Source organism: Vagococcus silagei (assembly GCF_004795745.1).
Classification (GTDB): domain Bacteria; phylum Bacillota; class Bacilli; order Lactobacillales; family Vagococcaceae; genus Vagococcus; species Vagococcus silagei.
The window spans coordinates 1-18080 of sequence record NZ_SDGV01000045.1; the positions used below are offsets into that span (position 1 = coordinate 1).

Annotated in this window: 18 protein-coding genes; 9 read left to right on the forward strand and 9 right to left on the reverse strand. The window is 34.2% G+C overall.

The genetic code is table 11. The features are described 5' to 3' along the window. Positions 1 to 342: 342 nt before the first annotated feature. On the reverse strand, positions 343 to 834 hold the full coding sequence (locus tag ESZ54_RS12265; RefSeq protein ID WP_136137939.1) for a phosphatidylglycerophosphatase A family protein: 492 nt from the start codon (positions 832 to 834) through the stop codon (positions 343 to 345). A 21-nt stretch (positions 835 to 855) separates the two neighbouring features. Then, entirely contained in the window at positions 856 to 1851 is a 996-nt protein-coding gene (locus ESZ54_RS12270; RefSeq protein WP_136137940.1) for an NAD(P)/FAD-dependent oxidoreductase, read from the reverse strand. Positions 1852 to 2015: 164 nt separating this feature from the next. Here ESZ54_RS12270 and ESZ54_RS12275 point away from each other — a divergent pair, with 164 nt between their 5' ends. From ESZ54_RS12275 to ESZ54_RS12290, 4 genes are all read left to right on the forward strand, one after another. Next, positions 2016 to 2678, forward strand: a complete 663-nt coding sequence (locus ESZ54_RS12275) for a TetR/AcrR family transcriptional regulator (protein WP_162615193.1) — start codon at positions 2016 to 2018, stop codon at positions 2676 to 2678. Further along, positions 2679 to 4394 carry an ABC transporter ATP-binding protein gene (locus ESZ54_RS12280; protein ID WP_136137942.1) on the forward strand — a complete coding sequence of 572 codons (1716 nt, stop codon included), beginning with the start codon at positions 2679 to 2681 and terminating at the stop codon, positions 4392 to 4394. After that, positions 4394 to 6238: an ABC transporter ATP-binding protein gene (locus ESZ54_RS12285; protein WP_136137943.1), complete on the forward strand. Its 1845-nt coding sequence runs from the start codon at positions 4394 to 4396 to the stop codon at positions 6236 to 6238. The genes ESZ54_RS12280 and ESZ54_RS12285 overlap by 1 nt, the downstream gene beginning before the upstream one ends. Before the next feature lie 114 nt (positions 6239 to 6352). Further along, the gene (locus ESZ54_RS12290; protein ID WP_162615194.1) at positions 6353 to 7234 is read left to right on the forward strand and encodes a VOC family protein; all 882 of its coding nucleotides are present in this window, start codon (positions 6353 to 6355) and stop codon (positions 7232 to 7234) included. Between the two features lie 23 nt (positions 7235 to 7257). Here ESZ54_RS12290 and ESZ54_RS12295 read toward each other — a convergent pair whose 3' ends face one another. After that, entirely contained in the window at positions 7258 to 7899 is a 642-nt protein-coding gene (locus tag ESZ54_RS12295; protein WP_136137945.1) for a helix-turn-helix transcriptional regulator, read from the reverse strand. A gap of 357 nt (positions 7900 to 8256) precedes the next feature. On the opposite strand from ESZ54_RS12295, the gene ESZ54_RS12300 reads away from it, so the two are divergent. Then, positions 8257 to 9273 carry a serine hydrolase domain-containing protein gene (locus tag ESZ54_RS12300; protein ID WP_136137946.1) on the forward strand — a complete coding sequence of 339 codons (1017 nt, stop codon included), beginning with the start codon at positions 8257 to 8259 and terminating at the stop codon, positions 9271 to 9273. Positions 9274 to 9310: 37 nt separating this feature from the next. Next, the gene (gene manA, locus ESZ54_RS12305; RefSeq protein ID WP_136137956.1) at positions 9311 to 10276 is read left to right on the forward strand and encodes a mannose-6-phosphate isomerase, class I; all 966 of its coding nucleotides are present in this window, start codon (positions 9311 to 9313) and stop codon (positions 10274 to 10276) included. A gap of 41 nt (positions 10277 to 10317) precedes the next feature. Here the strand turns inward: manA and ald are convergent, their stop codons facing one another. The 5 genes from ald to ESZ54_RS12330 form a co-directional block, all read right to left on the reverse strand. Continuing rightward, positions 10318 to 11433, reverse strand: a complete 1116-nt coding sequence (gene ald / locus ESZ54_RS12310) for an alanine dehydrogenase (RefSeq protein ID WP_136137947.1) — start codon at positions 11431 to 11433, stop codon at positions 10318 to 10320. 146 nt (positions 11434 to 11579) lie between these two features. Then, complete coding sequence (locus ESZ54_RS12315; protein ID WP_136137948.1) at positions 11580 to 12242, reverse strand: type 1 glutamine amidotransferase; 663 nt, start codon at positions 12240 to 12242, stop codon at positions 11580 to 11582. Further along, complete coding sequence (locus tag ESZ54_RS12320; RefSeq protein WP_136137949.1) at positions 12235 to 13587, reverse strand: Mur ligase family protein; 1353 nt, start codon at positions 13585 to 13587, stop codon at positions 12235 to 12237. Before ESZ54_RS12320 ends, ESZ54_RS12315 begins: the two co-directional genes overlap by 8 nt. A 115-nt stretch (positions 13588 to 13702) precedes the next feature. After that, positions 13703 to 15106, reverse strand: a complete 1404-nt coding sequence (locus ESZ54_RS12325; RefSeq protein ID WP_239433816.1) for a TrkH family potassium uptake protein — start codon at positions 15104 to 15106, stop codon at positions 13703 to 13705. 142 nt (positions 15107 to 15248) lie between these two features. Further along, a complete protein-coding gene (locus ESZ54_RS12330) occupies positions 15249 to 15647 on the reverse strand; it encodes a ribonuclease HI family protein (RefSeq protein ID WP_136137951.1) in 399 nt (132 codons plus the stop codon). 83 nt (positions 15648 to 15730) lie between these two features. On the opposite strand from ESZ54_RS12330, the gene ESZ54_RS12335 reads away from it, so the two are divergent. Beyond that, positions 15731 to 16153 (forward strand): EbsA family protein, encoded by a 423-nt coding sequence (locus ESZ54_RS12335; RefSeq protein WP_136137952.1) that lies wholly within the window; start codon positions 15731 to 15733, stop codon positions 16151 to 16153. A gap of 48 nt (positions 16154 to 16201) precedes the next feature. Here ESZ54_RS12335 and ESZ54_RS12340 read toward each other — a convergent pair whose 3' ends face one another. After that, entirely contained in the window at positions 16202 to 16414 is a 213-nt protein-coding gene (locus ESZ54_RS12340) for a cold-shock protein (RefSeq protein ID WP_136137953.1), read from the reverse strand. A gap of 174 nt (positions 16415 to 16588) precedes the next feature. On the opposite strand from ESZ54_RS12340, the gene lspA reads away from it, so the two are divergent. Together lspA and ESZ54_RS12350 are read left to right on the forward strand one after the other, a co-directional pair. Further along, entirely contained in the window at positions 16589 to 17056 is a 468-nt protein-coding gene (gene lspA / locus ESZ54_RS12345; protein ID WP_136137954.1) for a signal peptidase II, read from the forward strand. A 150-nt stretch (positions 17057 to 17206) separates the two neighbouring features. Then, entirely contained in the window at positions 17207 to 17647 is a 441-nt protein-coding gene (locus tag ESZ54_RS12350; protein WP_136137955.1) for a Fur family transcriptional regulator, read from the forward strand. Positions 17648 to 18080: the final 433 nt, after the last annotated feature.

The window sequence follows — 18080 nt, forward strand, 5'->3', positions numbered from 1 at the left end:
AGCTTAATTTGACAAACGAAAGGTAAAAAAAGTTTGAAACAAAGTATATAAAAAAGTTGAAACCGACGTGATAAGTCGGTTTCAACTTTTTTGTATTACATTATTTAATCATGATTCAGAAGGCAGGGAATCAGCATTAAGTCAATCCTAAAATTATGATAAAAAGCGTCAAATTATCAGGCTCGCCTTACTGCTCAGCTCAAACCGTTCGCGTCACCACTCTATTTAATCCGGGTTCTGAAAGCAAGGGCTCGGCAGTAAGCTAATCATCCAAATCTTACAAAAACCGTAAGTTTTGTATGCTTATCTTACTGCTCGCCCCTAACCGCTTTCTTCACCACTTTATTTTTCAGGGATTGAGTGGGCTAGGCGGCTGGCTGCGGCTGCGGCGATGGCACCGACGATGTCGTCTAGGAATGTATTGACGTTTCCAGAATTGTGATCATTAAGATCTTTTAGGATTCCCGGTTTTACTTTGTCAATATAGCCGTAATTTGTAAAGCCAATTGAGCCGTATACGTTGACGATTGATAGGGCTAGAATTTCATCAACACCGTATAGACCTTCATCTTTTTGAATGATTTCTTGTAAGGGTTGAATCATTTTTCCTTCTTCAGCCAAAATATCAAGTTGAATACCAGTTAAAATAGCGTTGTGAACTTCTCGTTTTGTTAAAACAGCCTCAACGTTTTCTGCACAGGTTTCAATGGTTAAACCTTTAGCGTAGTCTTTTTGTAAAAAATAGACTAATTCAGCGATATCTTTAATTTCAACACCACGTTCAATTAAATACTTTCTTGCGCTTTCTTCTAATGATTCTTGTTTAACAATCATTTTGACACCTACATTTCTTATTTATTCTTGGGCATATAAACTTGTACTATGCATTGGTTGGATTCTTTCTTTGGGATTTATAAAGTGAATCGCATGATTTACTGCTGTGGGAGCTTCCCCAAATCCCGTTGCAATCAATTCTACTTTTCCAGGATACATTGCGATGTCGCCAATGGCAAAAATTCCCTCCATTGAGGTTTCCATATTTGGTTGCACTGTAATTGAAGAGCCTTTTAAATCAAGTCCCCATTTTTTTATTGGTCCGATAGAAGAAGAGAAGCCATAGTTTACAATTAAATGATCGGCAGTCAATTTTTCTTCGAGTTCCTCACGGGGATTTTTTATCTGAATTTCACTCAATTTGTCATTATTTAAAAGTAATTCATCAATGACATATGGTGTTTTGATTTTTACAGTTGACTCTTTTAATTTTTTGATACTATATTCATGTGCTCTAAACTCAGGTCGACGGTGAATCAAAGTAACGGATTTTGCATAAGATTCGAGCATTAAAGCCCAATCAACGGCAGAATCGCCACCACCACAAATCACAATATCTTGTCCCTCAAAGTGCGTCATATCTTTAATATAGTAATGTAATTGATTCCCTTCTAAAAGGTCGGCATTTTCAAGATTTAGTCGTCGTGGCTGAAATGAACCGTTTCCGGCTGCAATAATAATTGCTTTTGTTTGATGTGTGCCTTTATTTGTTTCTATGGTAAACGTATGGTCTGCATTTTTCGTGATTGCTAAAGCATTTTCTTCAAGACAAATCGTGTGCTCAAACGGTTCAATTTGTTTGATAAGAGCATCTACAAGGTCTTGTGCCTTAACTTTTGGAAATCCAGCTACATCATATATGTATTTTTCTGGGTAGAGAATCGCTAATTGTCCCCCTAGTTCTGGTAGACTATCGATAATTTTTGTTTTTGCTTGGCGCATTCCAGCATAAAATGCAGCAAATAAACCAGCAGGTCCCCCACCTATTATTGTAATATCAACTAGTTCGTTTGTCATCGGTCTTTTCTCCCTTAATTTTTAATCCAGATTTCAGTATACGTGATTTTAATCGAAAAGAATAATTTTTTGAATTTTTTATGAAGTTAATAGCCTTTTATTTGCAATGTGACACAGTGTCATATATAATGACACCATGTCATTTTTTAGGAAGGAGTAGCGTAATGCCAACGGAAAGGTTTTTTAGATTGAATGAAGAAAAGAAAAATAAAATTATGGAAGCTGCGCGATTAGAATTTTCGTTAAACTCTTTTCATGATGCGGCAATCTCAAATATCATCAAAACTGCGGGAATCGCACGGGGCAGTTTTTATCAATATTTTGAAGATAAAGAAGATCTCTTTTTATATTGTGTGATGCTGACTCAAAATGAATTAGAAGAAATATTTGATACGCTATATCAAGAGAATCATGGGGATTTAGTGACAGCTTTTGAACTGTTTTTTGATCAATTTGTGGAAGAGGTTTATCACGGTAAAAATGCGAAGTTTCTTAAAAACTTGCTTGTCTATATGGATTATCGTGTATCGCACAAAGTTTTTTCTGAAGAAAGACTTAAATCAATGAAAGAACAAAAACATCATATCCAAAAAGCAACTTTTGAAAGTTTGTATAAACATTTGAATCACAACTTAATCAATGTTGATAGTTATGATGATTTCATTGTTCTGTTTAGGATGGTTTCCAGTATTATTTTTGTCTCGATAAATGAAGGTTTTCGTGATGAGATGATTTCAGGAAGTGTCGATACAGAGAAGGTTAAAGCTAGTTTTAAAAAGAAACTAAATTGGTTAAAATTTGGAGTATTGAAGGGAGTGAAAGATTAGATGACTAAAATGATTAAACGAATTTCACTGGTTGCTTTTATTTTAGCAATGCTTTTTATGGGCATTCAAGTGATGGCGGATTTATATTTGCCAACCTTAACATCGGATATAATCAATAATGGTGTCGCTAAGGGCGATATTGATTATATTTGGAAAATTGGCAAGCAAATGTTATTGATCTCTTTAATTGGGATTAGTGGTTCATTAATCAATACATTTATCGCGACTCGCCAAGGTCAGAAAGTCGGGCGTAAATTGCGTTCTGATATTTATAAAAAAGTTGAATATTCATCAAATAGTGAATTTGACACAGTTGGGACGGCATCATTAATTACAAGAACGACAAATGATGTTAACCAAATTCAAATGTTTGTTCAATTATGTTTGCGAATGATATTAAATGCGCCGATTATGTTGATTGGTGCTAGCTATCTTGCCTATCATAAGGATCCAGGTTTGACGCGTATTTTCTTTGTCGTTGTGCCAGTATTGTTAGTCGTGATCGGGGTTGCAATGTACTTTGCCATTCCATTATTTAAAAGCTTACAGAAAAAGACGGATAACTTGAACTTGATTTTTCGTGAGAGTTTAAATGGGGTTCGGGTCATTCGTGCCTTTAATCGCACAAAATTTGAAGAAAATCGCTTTGATGGTGCTAACTTAGACTATACAAATACAGCAATTAAAGTGAATACGATTTTAGCGGTTATGACACCTGTGATTACATTAATCATTAGTTTGACAAATGTTGCGATAATTTGGTTTGGTGGCCATTCTGTTGCCGATGGTGTGATTCAAGTTGGCGACATGATGGCTTTCACAACTTATGCAATGCAAATTCTAATGAGTTTTATGTTACTCACAATGATCCTTGTGTTCGTACCTCGTGCACAAGTCTCAGCAAATCGTATCAATGAGATTCTAAATCTAAAAAATGAAATTGAAGATCCAAAAGAAGCACAAAAATTTGATAGCACAAATAGTTTAGCTTTCCAAAATGTTAGTATGCGATATCGTGGTGCTGAAAAATTAGCCATTGAAGGTATTGATTTTGAAGCCGGTGCTGGTGAAACGGTGGCAATTATTGGCGGAACTGGATCAGGTAAATCAACAATGATCAACTTAATTCCGCGTTTCTATGATGTAGAATCCGGTATGGTGAGTGTTAACACGGTTGATGTCCGCATGATTGACCAAAATGAATTACGTGATTCAATAGGTTATATTCCTCAAAAAGCAGTTCTTTTTTCTGGGACAATTCGTTCGAATATGCTTTATGGAAATCCAAATGCAACTGATGAAGAGATATGGCACGCACTAGAGATAGCTCAAGCTAAGAAATTTGTTGCAGACTTACCAGAAGGTTTAGAGAGTACGGTCGAGCAGGGTGGAGGAAACTTTTCAGGTGGTCAACGGCAACGTCTTTGTATCGCTCGCGCCTTAATCAAACCCGCAAGTATTTACGTTTTTGATGATTCTTTCTCAGCCCTTGATTTTAAAACAGATGCATTGCTAAGAAAAGCTTTGAAAGAAAATATTACCGATGCCGTCATCGTTATTGTGGCACAAAGAATTAGTACCGTTGTTGAAGCGGACACGATTATCGTACTTGATGAAGGTCAAATGGTTGGCCGAGGCACACATCAGGAACTGAAAACAACGAATACAACGTATCAAGAAATTATTGAGTCTCAAATGAGAGAGGAGGAAATTTAATGAGTGGACGACCAGGACATGGCGGTATGAACGCCAAAAAAGATAAACCGAAGAATATGTCGAAAACTTTGAAGCGCCTCTTAAGTTATATGATGGATAAAATCCACCTTGTGATGATTGTGATTGTCCTTGCCATCGCGGCAACAATCTTTCAAATCGTGACACCTAAAATATTAGGTAAAGCTACGACAACTATTTTTGAAGGGTTCATGAAGGCAAAAGAAATGATTCAAAATGGTGAAGTAGTCGGGAAAATTCCGATAGATTTTGATCGAATTGGAAAATTATTGTTAATTGTATTAGCGCTCTATGCTGCTGCTGCGCTATTTAGTTTTATTCAACAGTTTATTATGACACGCGTGACGCAAAGGATTGTGTATCAGTTACGTCTTGAATTTAATCAAAAAATGAATCGGTTACCTGTTTCATATTTCGATACTCATTCAAATGGGGATATTATGTCACGCGCAATTAATGATATGGATAATATTGCAACGACTCTACAACAAGGTGTGACACAATTTTTAACGAGTGTTGTGATGCTAGTTGGAATCTTAATCATGATGTTTTCAATTAGTTGGAAATTAAGTATTGTCGCTTTGTTAACGATTCCGTTAAGTTTAATTGTGATTATGTTTGTTGCTCCAAAATCACAAAAATTCTTTAGTAAACAACAAAAAAGTTTAGGTCTTTTAAATGATAAGGTTGAAGAAACTTATGGCGCCCATATTGTGACTAAAAGTTTTAATCATGAAGAAGCTGATATTGCGAACTTTGAGCAGGAAAATGAAGTCTTATATCAAGCGAGTTGGAAAGCACAATTCATTTCAACAATTATTATGCCCTTAATGGATTTTATTAAGAATATTGGTTATATCATGGTTGCAGTTATTGGTGGCATTCAAGTTGCCCATGGTCAAATGGCAATTGGTGACGTACAAGCGTTTATGCAATATACAACTCAATTCTCACAACCTATCAGCCAGTTAGCAAGTATCATTAATACAATTCAAGCAACAATTGCTTCAGCAGAACGTATTTTCGAAGTCTTAGATGAAGCCGAAATGCAAGACGAGAAAGTCGATGTCCTTGCACCTCAATCAGATGCAAAAATTATCTTTAAGGATGTTGCCTTTGGATATTCAGAAGAGTCACTTTTAATGAAAAAAGTTAATTTTGAAGTTCAAGATGGTCAAAAAGTTGCGATTGTCGGGCCAACTGGAGCGGGTAAGACAACGATGATTAATTTACTTGAACGTTTCTATGATATTAATTCAGGTTTTATATTCTATAATAAACAAGAAACACGAAACTTAAAACGTGATGAATTAAGAGAACATTTTTCAATGGTTCTTCAAGATACATGGCTCTTTACAGGTAGTATCTATGACAACATCCATTATGGTCGTTTAGATGCAACAGAAGAGGAAGTTTATGCAGCTGCCAAAGCCGCACATGTTGACGATTTTGTTCGTCGCTTACCGGAAGGTTATCAAACAGAATTAAACGAAGAGGCATCAAATATTTCGCAAGGACAAAGACAGTTAATCACGATTGCGCGTGCTTTCCTTGTTAATCCAGATGTATTAATTCTTGATGAAGCAACTTCTAGTGTGGATACGCGGACTGAAATTTTAATTCAAAAAGCGATGGAAAATCTTCTCGAGAATCGCACGAGTTTTGTTGTTGCCCATCGTCTGTCAACCATTCGTGATGCAGATAAGATTATGGTTATGAATGAAGGCGATATCGTTGAAATTGGTAATCATGATGAGTTAATGAGTCAAAATGACTTTTATGCAGATTTATACAATAGCCAATTTTCAGATGCACTGGAAGCTTAAACTACGATTAAAGAATAGGAATGAGAAAAGTTTTCATTAGTTTGTTCGCCTAAAAAATGTTACAATGTGTGGGAATGTATTGAGATGAAATTTTTTATGGGAGGAAGTTACGATATGGAGAACTTTTCGTTAGATCCTAAAATACAGTTAGCATCAATAGCGATTAAAGTAAAAGACATCGATAAAATGGTTGGGTTTTATCAAAGGGTCGTTGGATTAGATCTTATTAACGAAGAGAATGACATGGCCATAATGGGGATTGGAAGCAAGAAAAGTAAATTATTAGGTTTAATCTATTTACCAGAAGGTGAAGAGGGCTCCAATAATCGAACAGGATTAAATCATATTGCCTATGTATTTCCTGAGCGTTTTCAACTTGCAAGTTTTGTTCACCATTTATTACAAATGAATTATCCAATTGATGGCACAAGCGATCATGGATACTGTGAAGCTATATATATCACAGACCCAGAAGGTAATCGATTATCATTTAGTTGGGATCGACCTAAAGATCAATGGCCATTATTAGATGGTAAAATTGATGGTGTTACGAAAGAATTGGATTTGTATCGTATGATGGGCGCTGGCTATGGTGAGTATACTGGTGTTCCAGAAGATACGAAATTAGGAAGTATTCATCTTTCTGTGGATGATTTAGATGAAAGTTATGATTTCTATACTAAAACATTGGGTTTTGAGTTGAAAGACGATGACTTTATTAATGCACATTATCTAACATTAAATGAATATCATCATCAAATCGCATTAAGTGCGTGGTCACCAACAATGGGCGATCATTATATTGAAGATGAGGACCTAGGTGTCGATCATATCACTTTTAAAGTACCTTCTTTTGAGAGTTTATTACAATTGAAAGAACATTTAGAAGATAAAAATTTAGCAGTCTATTTTAACAAAGGAAAGAAAATCATAGGCTTGACAGATCCAAATGGGATTCAAATGTGGTTTATGGTTTTTGAAAAAATTCCGTGTTAATTAAAAAATTCTTCAAGCCTCGTTTAAAGGTTTGAAGAATTTTTTTGGTTTGCAAAGAAAAGCTCTCGGAATTGTTTTGGCGTCAGATTTGTTTTTTGCTTAAACAATTGGGTGAACTGACTGGCAGAATTAAAACCAACTTGATTGGCAATTGTTTGAATGTCGCTTTCCGGTGTCGAAATCAATTGCTGTTTGGCATGATTTAACCTAATCATCGTGAGATATTGATAGGGACTTTGATTCAAAAAGAGCACGAAAAGTCTGTTTAAATATTGACTAGATATATATAATTTTTCTGCCAGCTCATTGATCGATAAATCGTGAGCATAGCTCGTGTCAATTTCAGCGAGTGTCGGGATAACAAATTGTTGATACAAGGGATGATTGACATCATTTTTTTTATTTTTTTGTTGGTTCAAACTAAGTAAAAAGTGATAGCATTGGTTAGATAAAAGCAGATCATCCGTTTTGTTTTCGAGATGATCTGTGATTGTCTTTTCAATCCAACCAGAATAAGAAAAATAATCTGAATCTTTAGCACATGCAAATGTTTTAATTTGAGACAAAGTAAATATATTCAGATCTGCTTCTGCTTGAAAAGTGACAAATTGAGTTGTCCATTTTTTTATCGGAAAATAGGCGTGAGGCACAAAAGGTGCAATCATGATACCTTCGCCTTTTTGAAGGACAATTTTTGATTATCAAGCCAAACTTCACCAGAACTGGATTCAGTTTGGAGCCAATGATAATAAGGATACCCTTGAGCTCGATTGATGGCGACTTGAGGCCACTTATTTCTTATACTTTCAATCATCATGGGGTAGGTGCTATTGTGGATTTGAAAAAAATAGGCATTTGATTTTTTTCTCATCTTTGTTAGTGTTATCTTTAGTGTAGTCTATTTTATTTTTGTTTTCCAGAAGTATTGATTTTTAGTTGGAATAATAAAACTTAGGATTTTGGTGGTTAAAATCATTTATGTTAAAATATAAATTGTAAAATTAAAAATAAAGGACAAAACAATGCAACGACAAACAGATATATACATTGAAAAATTAATTCAAGACAGGATATTGCCAGGTGCTTCATACGCATATTTAAAGGGTCGACAAGTTGAAAAACGATTTCAGGGATTTAAACAAGTTCTACCTAGTATCGTTCCAATAGATTCTCAGCTTAAATACGATATGGCGTCTTTAACAAAAGTAATGATGACTAATACTGTTTTGTTAAAACTAATTGAAACAAGTGAATTATCAATTGACCAATCATTACACTATTATTTACCTGAATTCATTGATCAAAATGTTACAATACGACACTTATTAACACATACATCCGCAATTAATCCCTATATTAAAAACCGAGATATGCTTAATCAAAAGGCTCTAAAAGAAGCAATTTTGCAACTTAAGTCAAGTGATGAGCGTGGTTTAGTCTGTTCATACACTGACACAGGTACGATTTTATTAGGTTTTTTAATTGAAAAAATATATCAAGATTCTTTGGATAATGTTTTTAGGAATGAGGTAATCGAACCATTAGACATGAAGAAGACAACGTTTGTAACTTCTGAAAGTAAGCGAACGGCGCCCACGGAAATGACAGATAAACGTGGTATAATTTGTGGTGAAACCCATGATCCAAAGGCTTTTGTTTTAAGAGAACACTGTGGTAGTGCGGGGTTATTTAGTACACTAGACGATACAATTAAATTTAGTAATATGATGATGCAATGTGGTATTTTGCCAGATGGTACTCAGTTCTTAAAGGAAGAGACCATTCTTAATTTACTAATTGATTATTCACCAACGCAAAAATTTAACCGTTCACTTGGTTGGAACTTGATTGTAACAGATAGTAAAACATGGCTTTATCATACTGGCTATACAGGGACCTTTGTCTTAATCGATCCAATTGATCACCAAGCTTTCGTTTTTCTGTCTAATCGAGTTCACCCTACTGATCAACGAGCAACATATTTAACTAAACGTGATCAATTGATTCAAATCTTTTTGGAGAATGATGTGCCGAAGTGATATAATGACAAAGAGAAAATACCGAGGTGACTGTAAAATGAAAGAACCAATCTTTTTAGAACCTGTTTTTCAAGAAAAAATTTGGGGTGGACAAAAATTACATCAAAAATTTGAATATGATTTACCTAATGATAAGATAGGGGAATGTTGGGCAATTAGTGCTCATCCTCATGGTGTATCGTCAGTTAAGTCTGGTCAGTTTAAAGGTGTTAAACTAGACGAATTGTGGCAACAACAGCCAGAACTGTTTGGCAATTCCAAAGAAGAGGTTTTCCCACTATTAATTAAAATATTAGATGCTGCTGATGACTTATCTGTACAGGTTCATCCAGATGATGACTACGGAAAAATGCATGCAGGTGAGTTAGGAAAAACTGAATGTTGGTATGTGATTGATGCGGAACCAGGTGCTGAGATTATCTATGGGCATACGGCGACTTCTAAAGAAGAATTGAAGCAATTAATTGATGAGGGAAAATGGGAACAACTATTAACGCGTGTGCCTGTCAAAGCAGGTGATTTTTATTTTGTGCCAAGTGGAACCATTCATGCAATTGGCAAAGGCATTATGATTTTAGAGACACAACAAAGTAGTGATACTACATATCGTGTTTACGATTATGACCGTGTGGATGCTGAAGGTAATCATCGTGACTTACACTTACAAGAATCGATTGATGTGACAACTGTGCCACATATAAATCCGATTTTAGGGATTAAGCAAACCAATCAAGGAGAATCAAGCGTGTCAACGTTTATTGAATCTGACTATTTTAACGTTTATGATTGGATTGTGTCAGGTATTATGAAATTTAAACAAACATCAACTTATACAAATGCAAGTGTGCTAAATGGTTTTGGTTATCTTTATCTTGAAGATGACAATAAAGCTTATGAAGTTAAGAAAGGTGATCACTTTATCATACCAGCAACAATTTCTTCATGGAAGATTGAAGGTGATGTTCAAATTATTGCATCAACTCCAGGAACAAAAAATAAATAAAATAAGCATGACAAAACATTGCGTTTTGTCATGCTTTTTAATTAGTTGAATAGGGTACTTAATTCAGTCCAAGAACGATTTTGATCAATGGCAACATTTTCATATGTTAACTGACCGCCATGTGTATTGACACCACGATAAAGAGCGTGGTTATCAGATACTGCCTGCTTGAATCCTTTATTTGCTAATTCAGTAATAAAAGGTAACGTATTATTTGTTAAGGCAAGTGTAGAAGTTCTTGGAACGGCACCTGGCATATTTGATACTGCATAATGAACGATACCATGTTTTATATAGATTGGATCATCATGATCAGTTACTTGATCGCTTGATTCAAAAATACCACCTTGGTCAATGGCAATATCCAGTAAGACCGAACCAGGATGCATTTGTTTAATCATCTCGTTTGTTACGAGTTTTGGTGTCCGACGACCTGGTATTAGAACAGCACCAATGACTAAGTCGGCCATTTTAACAGATTGTTCAATATTATAAGGGTTTGACATTATTGTTTCGATTGAGTTGCCGAAAATATCTTCAAGTTGCGCTAATCGTTTTGGATTAACATCTAAAATTCTAACTTTAGCACCTAAACCAATCGCAACTTTAGCCGCGTTGGCACCCGCCGTACCACCACCAATAATGACGATAGTCCCTTTTTCAACACCTGGAACAGAAGGTAGTAATACACCTGAACCACCATTTGTTTTTTGTAAGAAGAAGGCACCAGTTTGCGGAGCCATTCGTCCAGCAATTTCTGACATAGGATTTAGAAGTGGTAAGCTACCATCTTCCATTTGAACCGCTTCGTATCCAATTGCTGTAACTTCAGCGTCAACTAAAGCGGATGTTAATTCCGTTTGCGGTGCAAGATGTAAATATGTAAATAGGATAAGACCGGGTTTAAAATAAGCATACTCTGAAGGAAGCGGTTCTTTTACTTTTAGGACCATTTCGACATCCCATGCTTCTTTTGCTGTTTTTACTATAGTAGCACCCATTTTTTCATATAATTCATCATCAAATCCAGAGCCTGCCCCAGCATTTGTTTCGACAATAATTTGATGCTGATTTTCAGTGAAGTTTTTTACAAATTGTGGTGTTAAGGCCACACGATTTTCATTGTTTTTAATTTCTTTTGGGATTCCAATTTTCATGTTTTGTCCAACTTTCTCTTCAATAGATATATCAAAACTAATACAAGTATATCATATTAGAATATAGTTAAAAAATGATTTCAGCATTTTAATGAAAAAAGACGATTTAGTATCACTAATAAAGTGAAACTAAACCGTCGCTATTTTTATACTTTAGCTTTTTGAGCCACAATCATATCTAAGATACGGTGTGTCAAATTCTCATTGCGAGATAGTAGTGGACCATGGAAATATGAACCGATAACATTTTTATAGATGACGCCTTCTGTTTGGTCTTTACCGTTATTGCCGTAACCCACTTTAACTTGTCCGAGTGGTCGTTCACCTTCGCCAAGATAAGTCATACCATTATGATTTTCAAAACCATAATACGTTTCATTGAATTCTTGATTGAAAATTTCGACTTCGCCGATGAAGCGGTTGTTATCTTGACTCACTGTGTAATGAGGTAAGGCATGAATACCTTCGATTTTTTCACCTTTAGCACTAATATAGTATTCACCAAGTAGTTGAAAACCACCGCAGATAGCTAAGAAGACACCATCATTTTCGATGTAGTGAATGAGGGCTTCTTTTTTACTTTGAATATCCCGTGATACAATCTGTTGTTCATAATCTTGTCCGCCACCAAAGAAAACAAAATCAAAGTTATCAGCATTAAAATCTTCATAAATGCTAACAAGTTGAATATCAAAATCAAGGCCTCTTTTTTTAGCAAAATATTCAAGAATTAGTAAGTTACCATTGTCACCATATGTATTTAGCAAGTTACCATAAAGGTGACAAACTCTAATTTTATCATTAGTCATGAGCGACGTCCTCCTTAATGTATCCTTGTTGAATCAATTCTTTACGTAGCTCTAAAACAGCAGTGTATGTTGCAAGAATATAAACATCATCAGTAGGTACATTTTTAATTTGGTCAATGACATCAGTCAATACTTCGGTTTCACTGATTGGTGTATCATCAAAGCCAGCAACCTTTAAGCGCAAGGTCATGTCTTGACGACGAATACCACCGGTGATAATTGTAGGAATTGGTAGTGTAGCCAACTCTTCAAGTTGACTATCCCAAATCCAACTAATATCAATACCGTCAGCATAATTATTATTCAATAACGCGACAAGTGAGAACGGATAAGGTGCTAATTTCATTGTATCGACGACTTGATTTAGACCAACAGGATTTTTTACAAGGACTAAGGTACATTTTTTATCCCCGATTTTAATAACTTCTTGGCGACCGAATACTTTTTCATCATACGCAAGCCCTTTGCGAATTTTTTCAGGGGCCACGTGATAATGCTTAGCAACAGCTGTCGCAGCTAGTGCGTTATAAATATTGTACATGCCGCCTACTTCTAATTTGTAATCTTCTTGATCAATTGTGAAGGTTGAAGAAGTATTTGTCATTTCTATGACTTCATTTAACTCAACTTTAAGTTCAGGACGTTCAAAATTACAATTTGGACAATAGTACTTACCTAAGTTACTATAAGTAATCATTTTATAATGTAAAATATGTTCACAATGCGGACAAAGAATGCCGTCAGTATTGTAATGTGCCATTTGTTCTTCATCAGATTTATGATTAAAACCAAAGTATTCTCTTGGATTCTCAGTATTAATAGAATTAAAGATTGGTAAATCTCCATTCATCAGAATTGTTGCTTCAGGCGCTTTTTTTGCACCTTCGACGATTAGTTGATAGGTTGTATAGATTTCACCATAACGATCCATTTGATCTCTAAAAATATTTGTAAATAGGAAAAGTTCAGGCTTAAGAAATTCAGTCACTTTACTGACACTCGCTTCATCAATTTCTAAAACAGCGAAATTTTCTTTGTTTTTATTTTTTTTACGTGATAAAAAAGTTGAAACAATTCCTTGAAGCATGTTTGCTCCAGTTGTATTTGTTAAGACATCACCAAATTCTTGTTCTAATATATTTACTGTAAGAGCAGTAGTTAGGGTTTTTCCATTGGTCCCTGTTACGACAATTACATGATAATCTTTTGAAAGTGAAGCTAAAATATTAGGATCAAGTTTTAAAGCAATTTTCCCAGGTAAGCTACTCCCTCCATTAAAAAAGGTTTTTAAAAACCATAGACTGGATTTTCCAGCAAAAGTAGCAAATCCACTGCGAATACTCATATTTTTTCCTCCTACGTCATCATTAACTTACTCATCATACCACAATTCTTTTTAAAAATTGTTAAAAAATGAAGGGCAAATATAAAAACTAAAAAAAATTTAAAAAGTTGTTGAATTAACCAATGATAATCTTTTCTGAAGGGAAAACATACCCATGATCTTGGCGTTCTTTTGGAACAAAAATCATTAGGGTATAGAGCATTCCGATTCGTCCAATAAACATTAAGCAACCAATAATAATTTTACCAATCATTGATAAATCAGAAGTAATGCCAAGTGAGAGTCCCGTTGTTCCGAAAGCTGACGTGACTTCAACAATAATTGAAATTAAATCATGATTCTCCGTAATCGCTAAAACCATAACCGCAAGGAAGCACATTGCAAAAGAAAGGTTGAAGACAACAACAGCTTTTCTAATATCATCTTCCCTGATACGACGTCCAAAAATTGATACATTTTGTTCACCTTTAATAAACGAGAGCATATATAAACCAACAATTGCGACAGTAGTCGTTCGAACACCCCCACCAACAGAACTTGGACTACAACCAATAAACATTAACATTGAAAATAGCAGTAAGGTTGGGGTCTGGAATTGGTGGATATCATGTAGTTGTAAACCTGCATTTCTAGTTGTAGCAGAATAAAACATCGAATTAACAATTTTTTCGAATGTTGGCATGTCACTGAACAGATGGTGGTTTTCTAAGAAAAAGATGAACAGAGATCCAAATATGAAAAGAATCAGATAACTGCTAACGGCCAGTTTTGTAAAAAGTGAAAATCTAAAGTGATGAATCTCAGGAGTCTTCTTAAAAGTAATCCATTCTTTGACTTCCATAATTACTGGGAAGCCGATACCACCAATCATAATCAGAAAAATAAGGGCAAAAATTGAAAAATAATCATTTTCATATAGCGTAGCGGAGTGACCCGTCACATCAAAACCTGAGTTGGTTACTGCAGAGATGGATTGATAAAAGCCATTAAAAATTGATTTTACCCAACCTGCATGGATTTCAGTAAAATAGAATCGAATTGAAAAAATGATACCAAAAATCAATTGCAGAAGTAACAAAGTAAAAACGGTACTTTTGATTAATCGAATCGTACCGCTTAATTTTGGTTGATTCATATCAGTCATGATAAGTTGTCTTCGCCGCAATGATATTTTTTTATGAGAAAGGATCACAAAGAAAGTTGAAATCATCATGATTCCCAAACTCCCAATTTGAAACATGATTTCAAGTAGAACAATCCCATATTCATTGTAAATATCATTAATGTTAAAAGTACTCAGTCCGGTAACGCTGACAGTACTGATTGCCATAAATAGCGTGTCTGCCCAGTAAACATCGACATTCTCTTTTTGGAAAAATGGCATGCTGAGCAAAATAAAAGTTACAAATGTCATCAATAGATAATAAAGAAAGATGACTTGGACACTTGATAAATGACGAGTAACAAAACGATGTCCAGAGCGTTTTAATCTTTTGTATGTCCATTTTGAAAATGCCAATTTTTCACCTCTTCGCATAAGCTTAAATGTTTCCAATAACAAAGAATCATATAGCTTAGATATATTTTGCTTTATTCGAAAAAGCAATTATAATTTGATTATAGCAAAGTCTACTTTTTTGTTCTATTCACTTAAAATTTGATTAGTCTAACATTAAAGCTTGCTTTGCAAGTTGGTCAGCACCGCGATTTTCTTTTTCGGCTATCCAATTAAAAAATAGTAATGAAAACTGATCAGCTTTTTGTAAGATTGCGGCAAGGATGTCTTTAAACGTGTCGTTTTGGGCATATCTTTTTTCAATGGACTGGATGACAATTTTACTGTCTGAATGGATCATAATCATTTCATTAAAAAGTTTTTGGTTAGCTAGTTCTTGTAAGATATAGTCCATGACTTTGAATTCAGCGGTGTGATTATCTCCAGCTTGGAGAGCGATTTTTAGTTGCTGTTGTTCTTTTTTATCCGTATTGACAATTACGATTCCACCGCCGCTTTTATTGTTTCTGGGATTATAAGCAGCATCAATGTAAATTTTTATCATAGTTTCACCTTTTTCATTTTATATTTAATTTAGATATGGTAAGATAATATCACTGTGTATGAACAAGTAAAGAGAGGGTTTATATGAGTTCAAGTAAAATTCAAGTTTTTAGATATCAGCCAGAGTTGGCGGCAAGTGTCATCTATTGGTCTTGGACTAGCATTTTGCTTTTCTTAGGAATTATCGGTTTGCTAGAAGAGCGTGGTAAAATTACTGTTTTTATTGTTCTAATGTTTATTTTGTTTGTGATATTTGTATATTTAGGTTTGAAACGTCGCATGATTTTAACAAATGAACAATTAAGAGTATCAGCAATCCTGAAAAAGAACCAATATTTGATTGATTTATCCGTAATTGAAAAGATTTTGATTGGAAAATACGGAGTAACCATTATTACTGATGAAAAAGAGTATTCATATATTATGTTTCCGCCATCAAAAAAAGCCTTTTCTGAGAGCTTGAAAAATGAGCCGCAATTTACCGGCGAAATGTTTGGCAAGATATAAAAAAGCCTAAGACTTATCAAGTCTAAGGCTTTTTTATTTTGTTTATTTTTAATTTTCTTGTTGAACGACTTGAACATTAGCAGCTTGAAGTCCTCGCGCGCCCTCACGAACATCGAATAGGACATTTTGACCTTCGAAAAGTGTCTTAAAACCTTCTTGTTGAATATTTGTAAAATGAACAAATATCTCTTCATCTAAATCATATACAATGAAGCCATAACCTTTTTTTACATCAAACCACTTGACAGTTCCTGTTTTCATTTTACATACCTCCAATAGTAAGCTGTTAATTATATTCATTATACGTTCAATTATGTACTAGGTCAAACAACTATGGGAAGTTTTTTTTAAAAAGAAAGCGATTAAAAACTTTTTACTTTGAGTTTTTTGCTATATACTATTTTTAATAATAGTTTACAAAAAATAAGGAGAGTCATGATGATTTTATATGGACTTGTAATATTAATCAGTGTAGTTTTAGATCAATTAGTCAAATGGTGGGTCGTTCAAAATATTTCTTTAGGAGAAACAATTGGCCAAAATCCAATAATGACATTAACATTTATTAAAAATGAAGGAGCAGCATGGAGTATTTTAGAAGGGAAGCTATGGTTCTTTGTACTCATTACAATTATCGCCTTAACTGTTTTTCCATATATGCTCTATAAAAACAGAAATAATTCAAAATGGTTAACAGTTGGGCTAAGTTTAATCATCGGTGGAACCATTGGAAACTTTATTGATCGCGTGCGTTTAAACTATGTGGTTGACATGTTTCAAACTGAATTTATTCGATTTCCAATTTTTAATGTAGCAGATGTAGCATTGAGTATTGGTGTCGCGTGTTTGTTTTTCTATCTCATTTTTATAGAAGGAAAAGAACGATCAAATAAATTAAAATAATTCTAAATTAGTATACTTGTTAGAAAAATCACAATAACTATCTTGAATTAAATGGTTTAAAATAGTAGAATGGTAGCGTATTATAATTTGACAATCATTATTTGATAAGAATAGTGAGTATATAAAAATTAAAAGCAAGGAAGATGAATAATGGCTAATCAAGTTGTACAAGAAGCAGTTAAAAAGATGAAAGAATCTGATATTCGCATTACGCCTCAACGCTTTGCTATTTTAGAATACTTAGTTGTGAGTAAGAGTCATCCGACCGCAGATGAAATTTATAAACATTTAGAAGAACGTTTCCCTAACATGAGCGTTGCCACTGTCTATAATAATTTACGTTTATTTACTGATATTGGTTTTGTCACTGAAATGGCGTACGGTGATTCATCAAGTCGTTTTGATTTTACATCAACTAAACACTATCATGCTATTTGTGAAGAGTGTGGTAAAGTTGAAGATGTATTCTATCCAGGATTGGATGATGTAGAGTCAGCAACAGAACAGTTAACTGGATTTATTATTAATGATCATCGCTTAGAGCTTTATGGCATCTGTCCAGATTGTCAAAAAAAGCTTGAAAACAATTAAGAAAACTCGAAGGTAATCTGAGATGAAATTTTTTTATCTACTATATAATAGGATTACCTTGAGTTATTTTAAAAAACGTAGTTACTAGATAAATGTAAAAAAAGCTATTGACGCTAAGATGAATAATTGATATAGTAGTCTACGTTGTCGCATGACGACATGTTATCTTATAAAAACTCTTGACTTTCATTTCGTGAAATGATATTGTGTATAAGTTGCTTCTGAATCTTATCTTTTTAAGGATTTCAGGAAAAACAATTTCAAAAAAAGAGTTGACATTTAAAACTTCCGATGTTATAATATGAAAGTTGTTAAGTCAACAAGAACTAGACCTTTGAAAACTGAACAAAGTAAGACGAACCAAATGTGTAGGGTGTTTTTACTACAAGTAAAAGCAACTTCAATTTAGTGGATAAAATTCGCTAGCAATTTA

Coding starts and splice junctions, on each gene's coding strand:
- ESZ54_RS12350 (WP_136137955.1), top strand. CDS start 17,207: ATGGCTAATCAAGTTGTACAAGAAGCAGTTAAAAAGATGAAAGAATCT.
- ESZ54_RS12330 (WP_136137951.1), bottom strand. CDS start 15,647: ATGATAAAAATTTACATTGATGCTGCTTATAATCCCAGAAACAATAAA.
- ESZ54_RS12335 (WP_136137952.1), top strand. CDS start 15,731: ATGAGTTCAAGTAAAATTCAAGTTTTTAGATATCAGCCAGAGTTGGCG.
- ESZ54_RS12275 (WP_162615193.1), top strand. CDS start 2,016: ATGCCAACGGAAAGGTTTTTTAGATTGAATGAAGAAAAGAAAAATAAA.
- ESZ54_RS12270 (WP_136137940.1), bottom strand. CDS start 1,851: ATGACAAACGAACTAGTTGATATTACAATAATAGGTGGGGGACCTGCT.
- ESZ54_RS12290 (WP_162615194.1), top strand. CDS start 6,353: ATGGAGAACTTTTCGTTAGATCCTAAAATACAGTTAGCATCAATAGCG.
- ESZ54_RS12340 (WP_136137953.1), bottom strand. CDS start 16,414: ATGAAAACAGGAACTGTCAAGTGGTTTGATGTAAAAAAAGGTTATGGC.
- ESZ54_RS12320 (WP_136137949.1), bottom strand. CDS start 13,587: ATGAGTATTCGCAGTGGATTTGCTACTTTTGCTGGAAAATCCAGTCTA.
- ESZ54_RS12315 (WP_136137948.1), bottom strand. CDS start 12,242: ATGACTAATGATAAAATTAGAGTTTGTCACCTTTATGGTAACTTGCTA.
- ESZ54_RS12300 (WP_136137946.1), top strand. CDS start 8,257: ATGCAACGACAAACAGATATATACATTGAAAAATTAATTCAAGACAGG.
- lspA (WP_136137954.1), top strand. CDS start 16,589: ATGATGATTTTATATGGACTTGTAATATTAATCAGTGTAGTTTTAGAT.
- manA (WP_136137956.1), top strand. CDS start 9,311: ATGAAAGAACCAATCTTTTTAGAACCTGTTTTTCAAGAAAAAATTTGG.
- ESZ54_RS12265 (WP_136137939.1), bottom strand. CDS start 834: ATGATTGTTAAACAAGAATCATTAGAAGAAAGCGCAAGAAAGTATTTA.
- ald (WP_136137947.1), bottom strand. CDS start 11,433: ATGAAAATTGGAATCCCAAAAGAAATTAAAAACAATGAAAATCGTGTG.
- ESZ54_RS12280 (WP_136137942.1), top strand. CDS start 2,679: ATGACTAAAATGATTAAACGAATTTCACTGGTTGCTTTTATTTTAGCA.
- ESZ54_RS12285 (WP_136137943.1), top strand. CDS start 4,394: ATGAGTGGACGACCAGGACATGGCGGTATGAACGCCAAAAAAGATAAA.
- ESZ54_RS12295 (WP_136137945.1), bottom strand. CDS start 7,899: ATGATTGCACCTTTTGTGCCTCACGCCTATTTTCCGATAAAAAAATGG.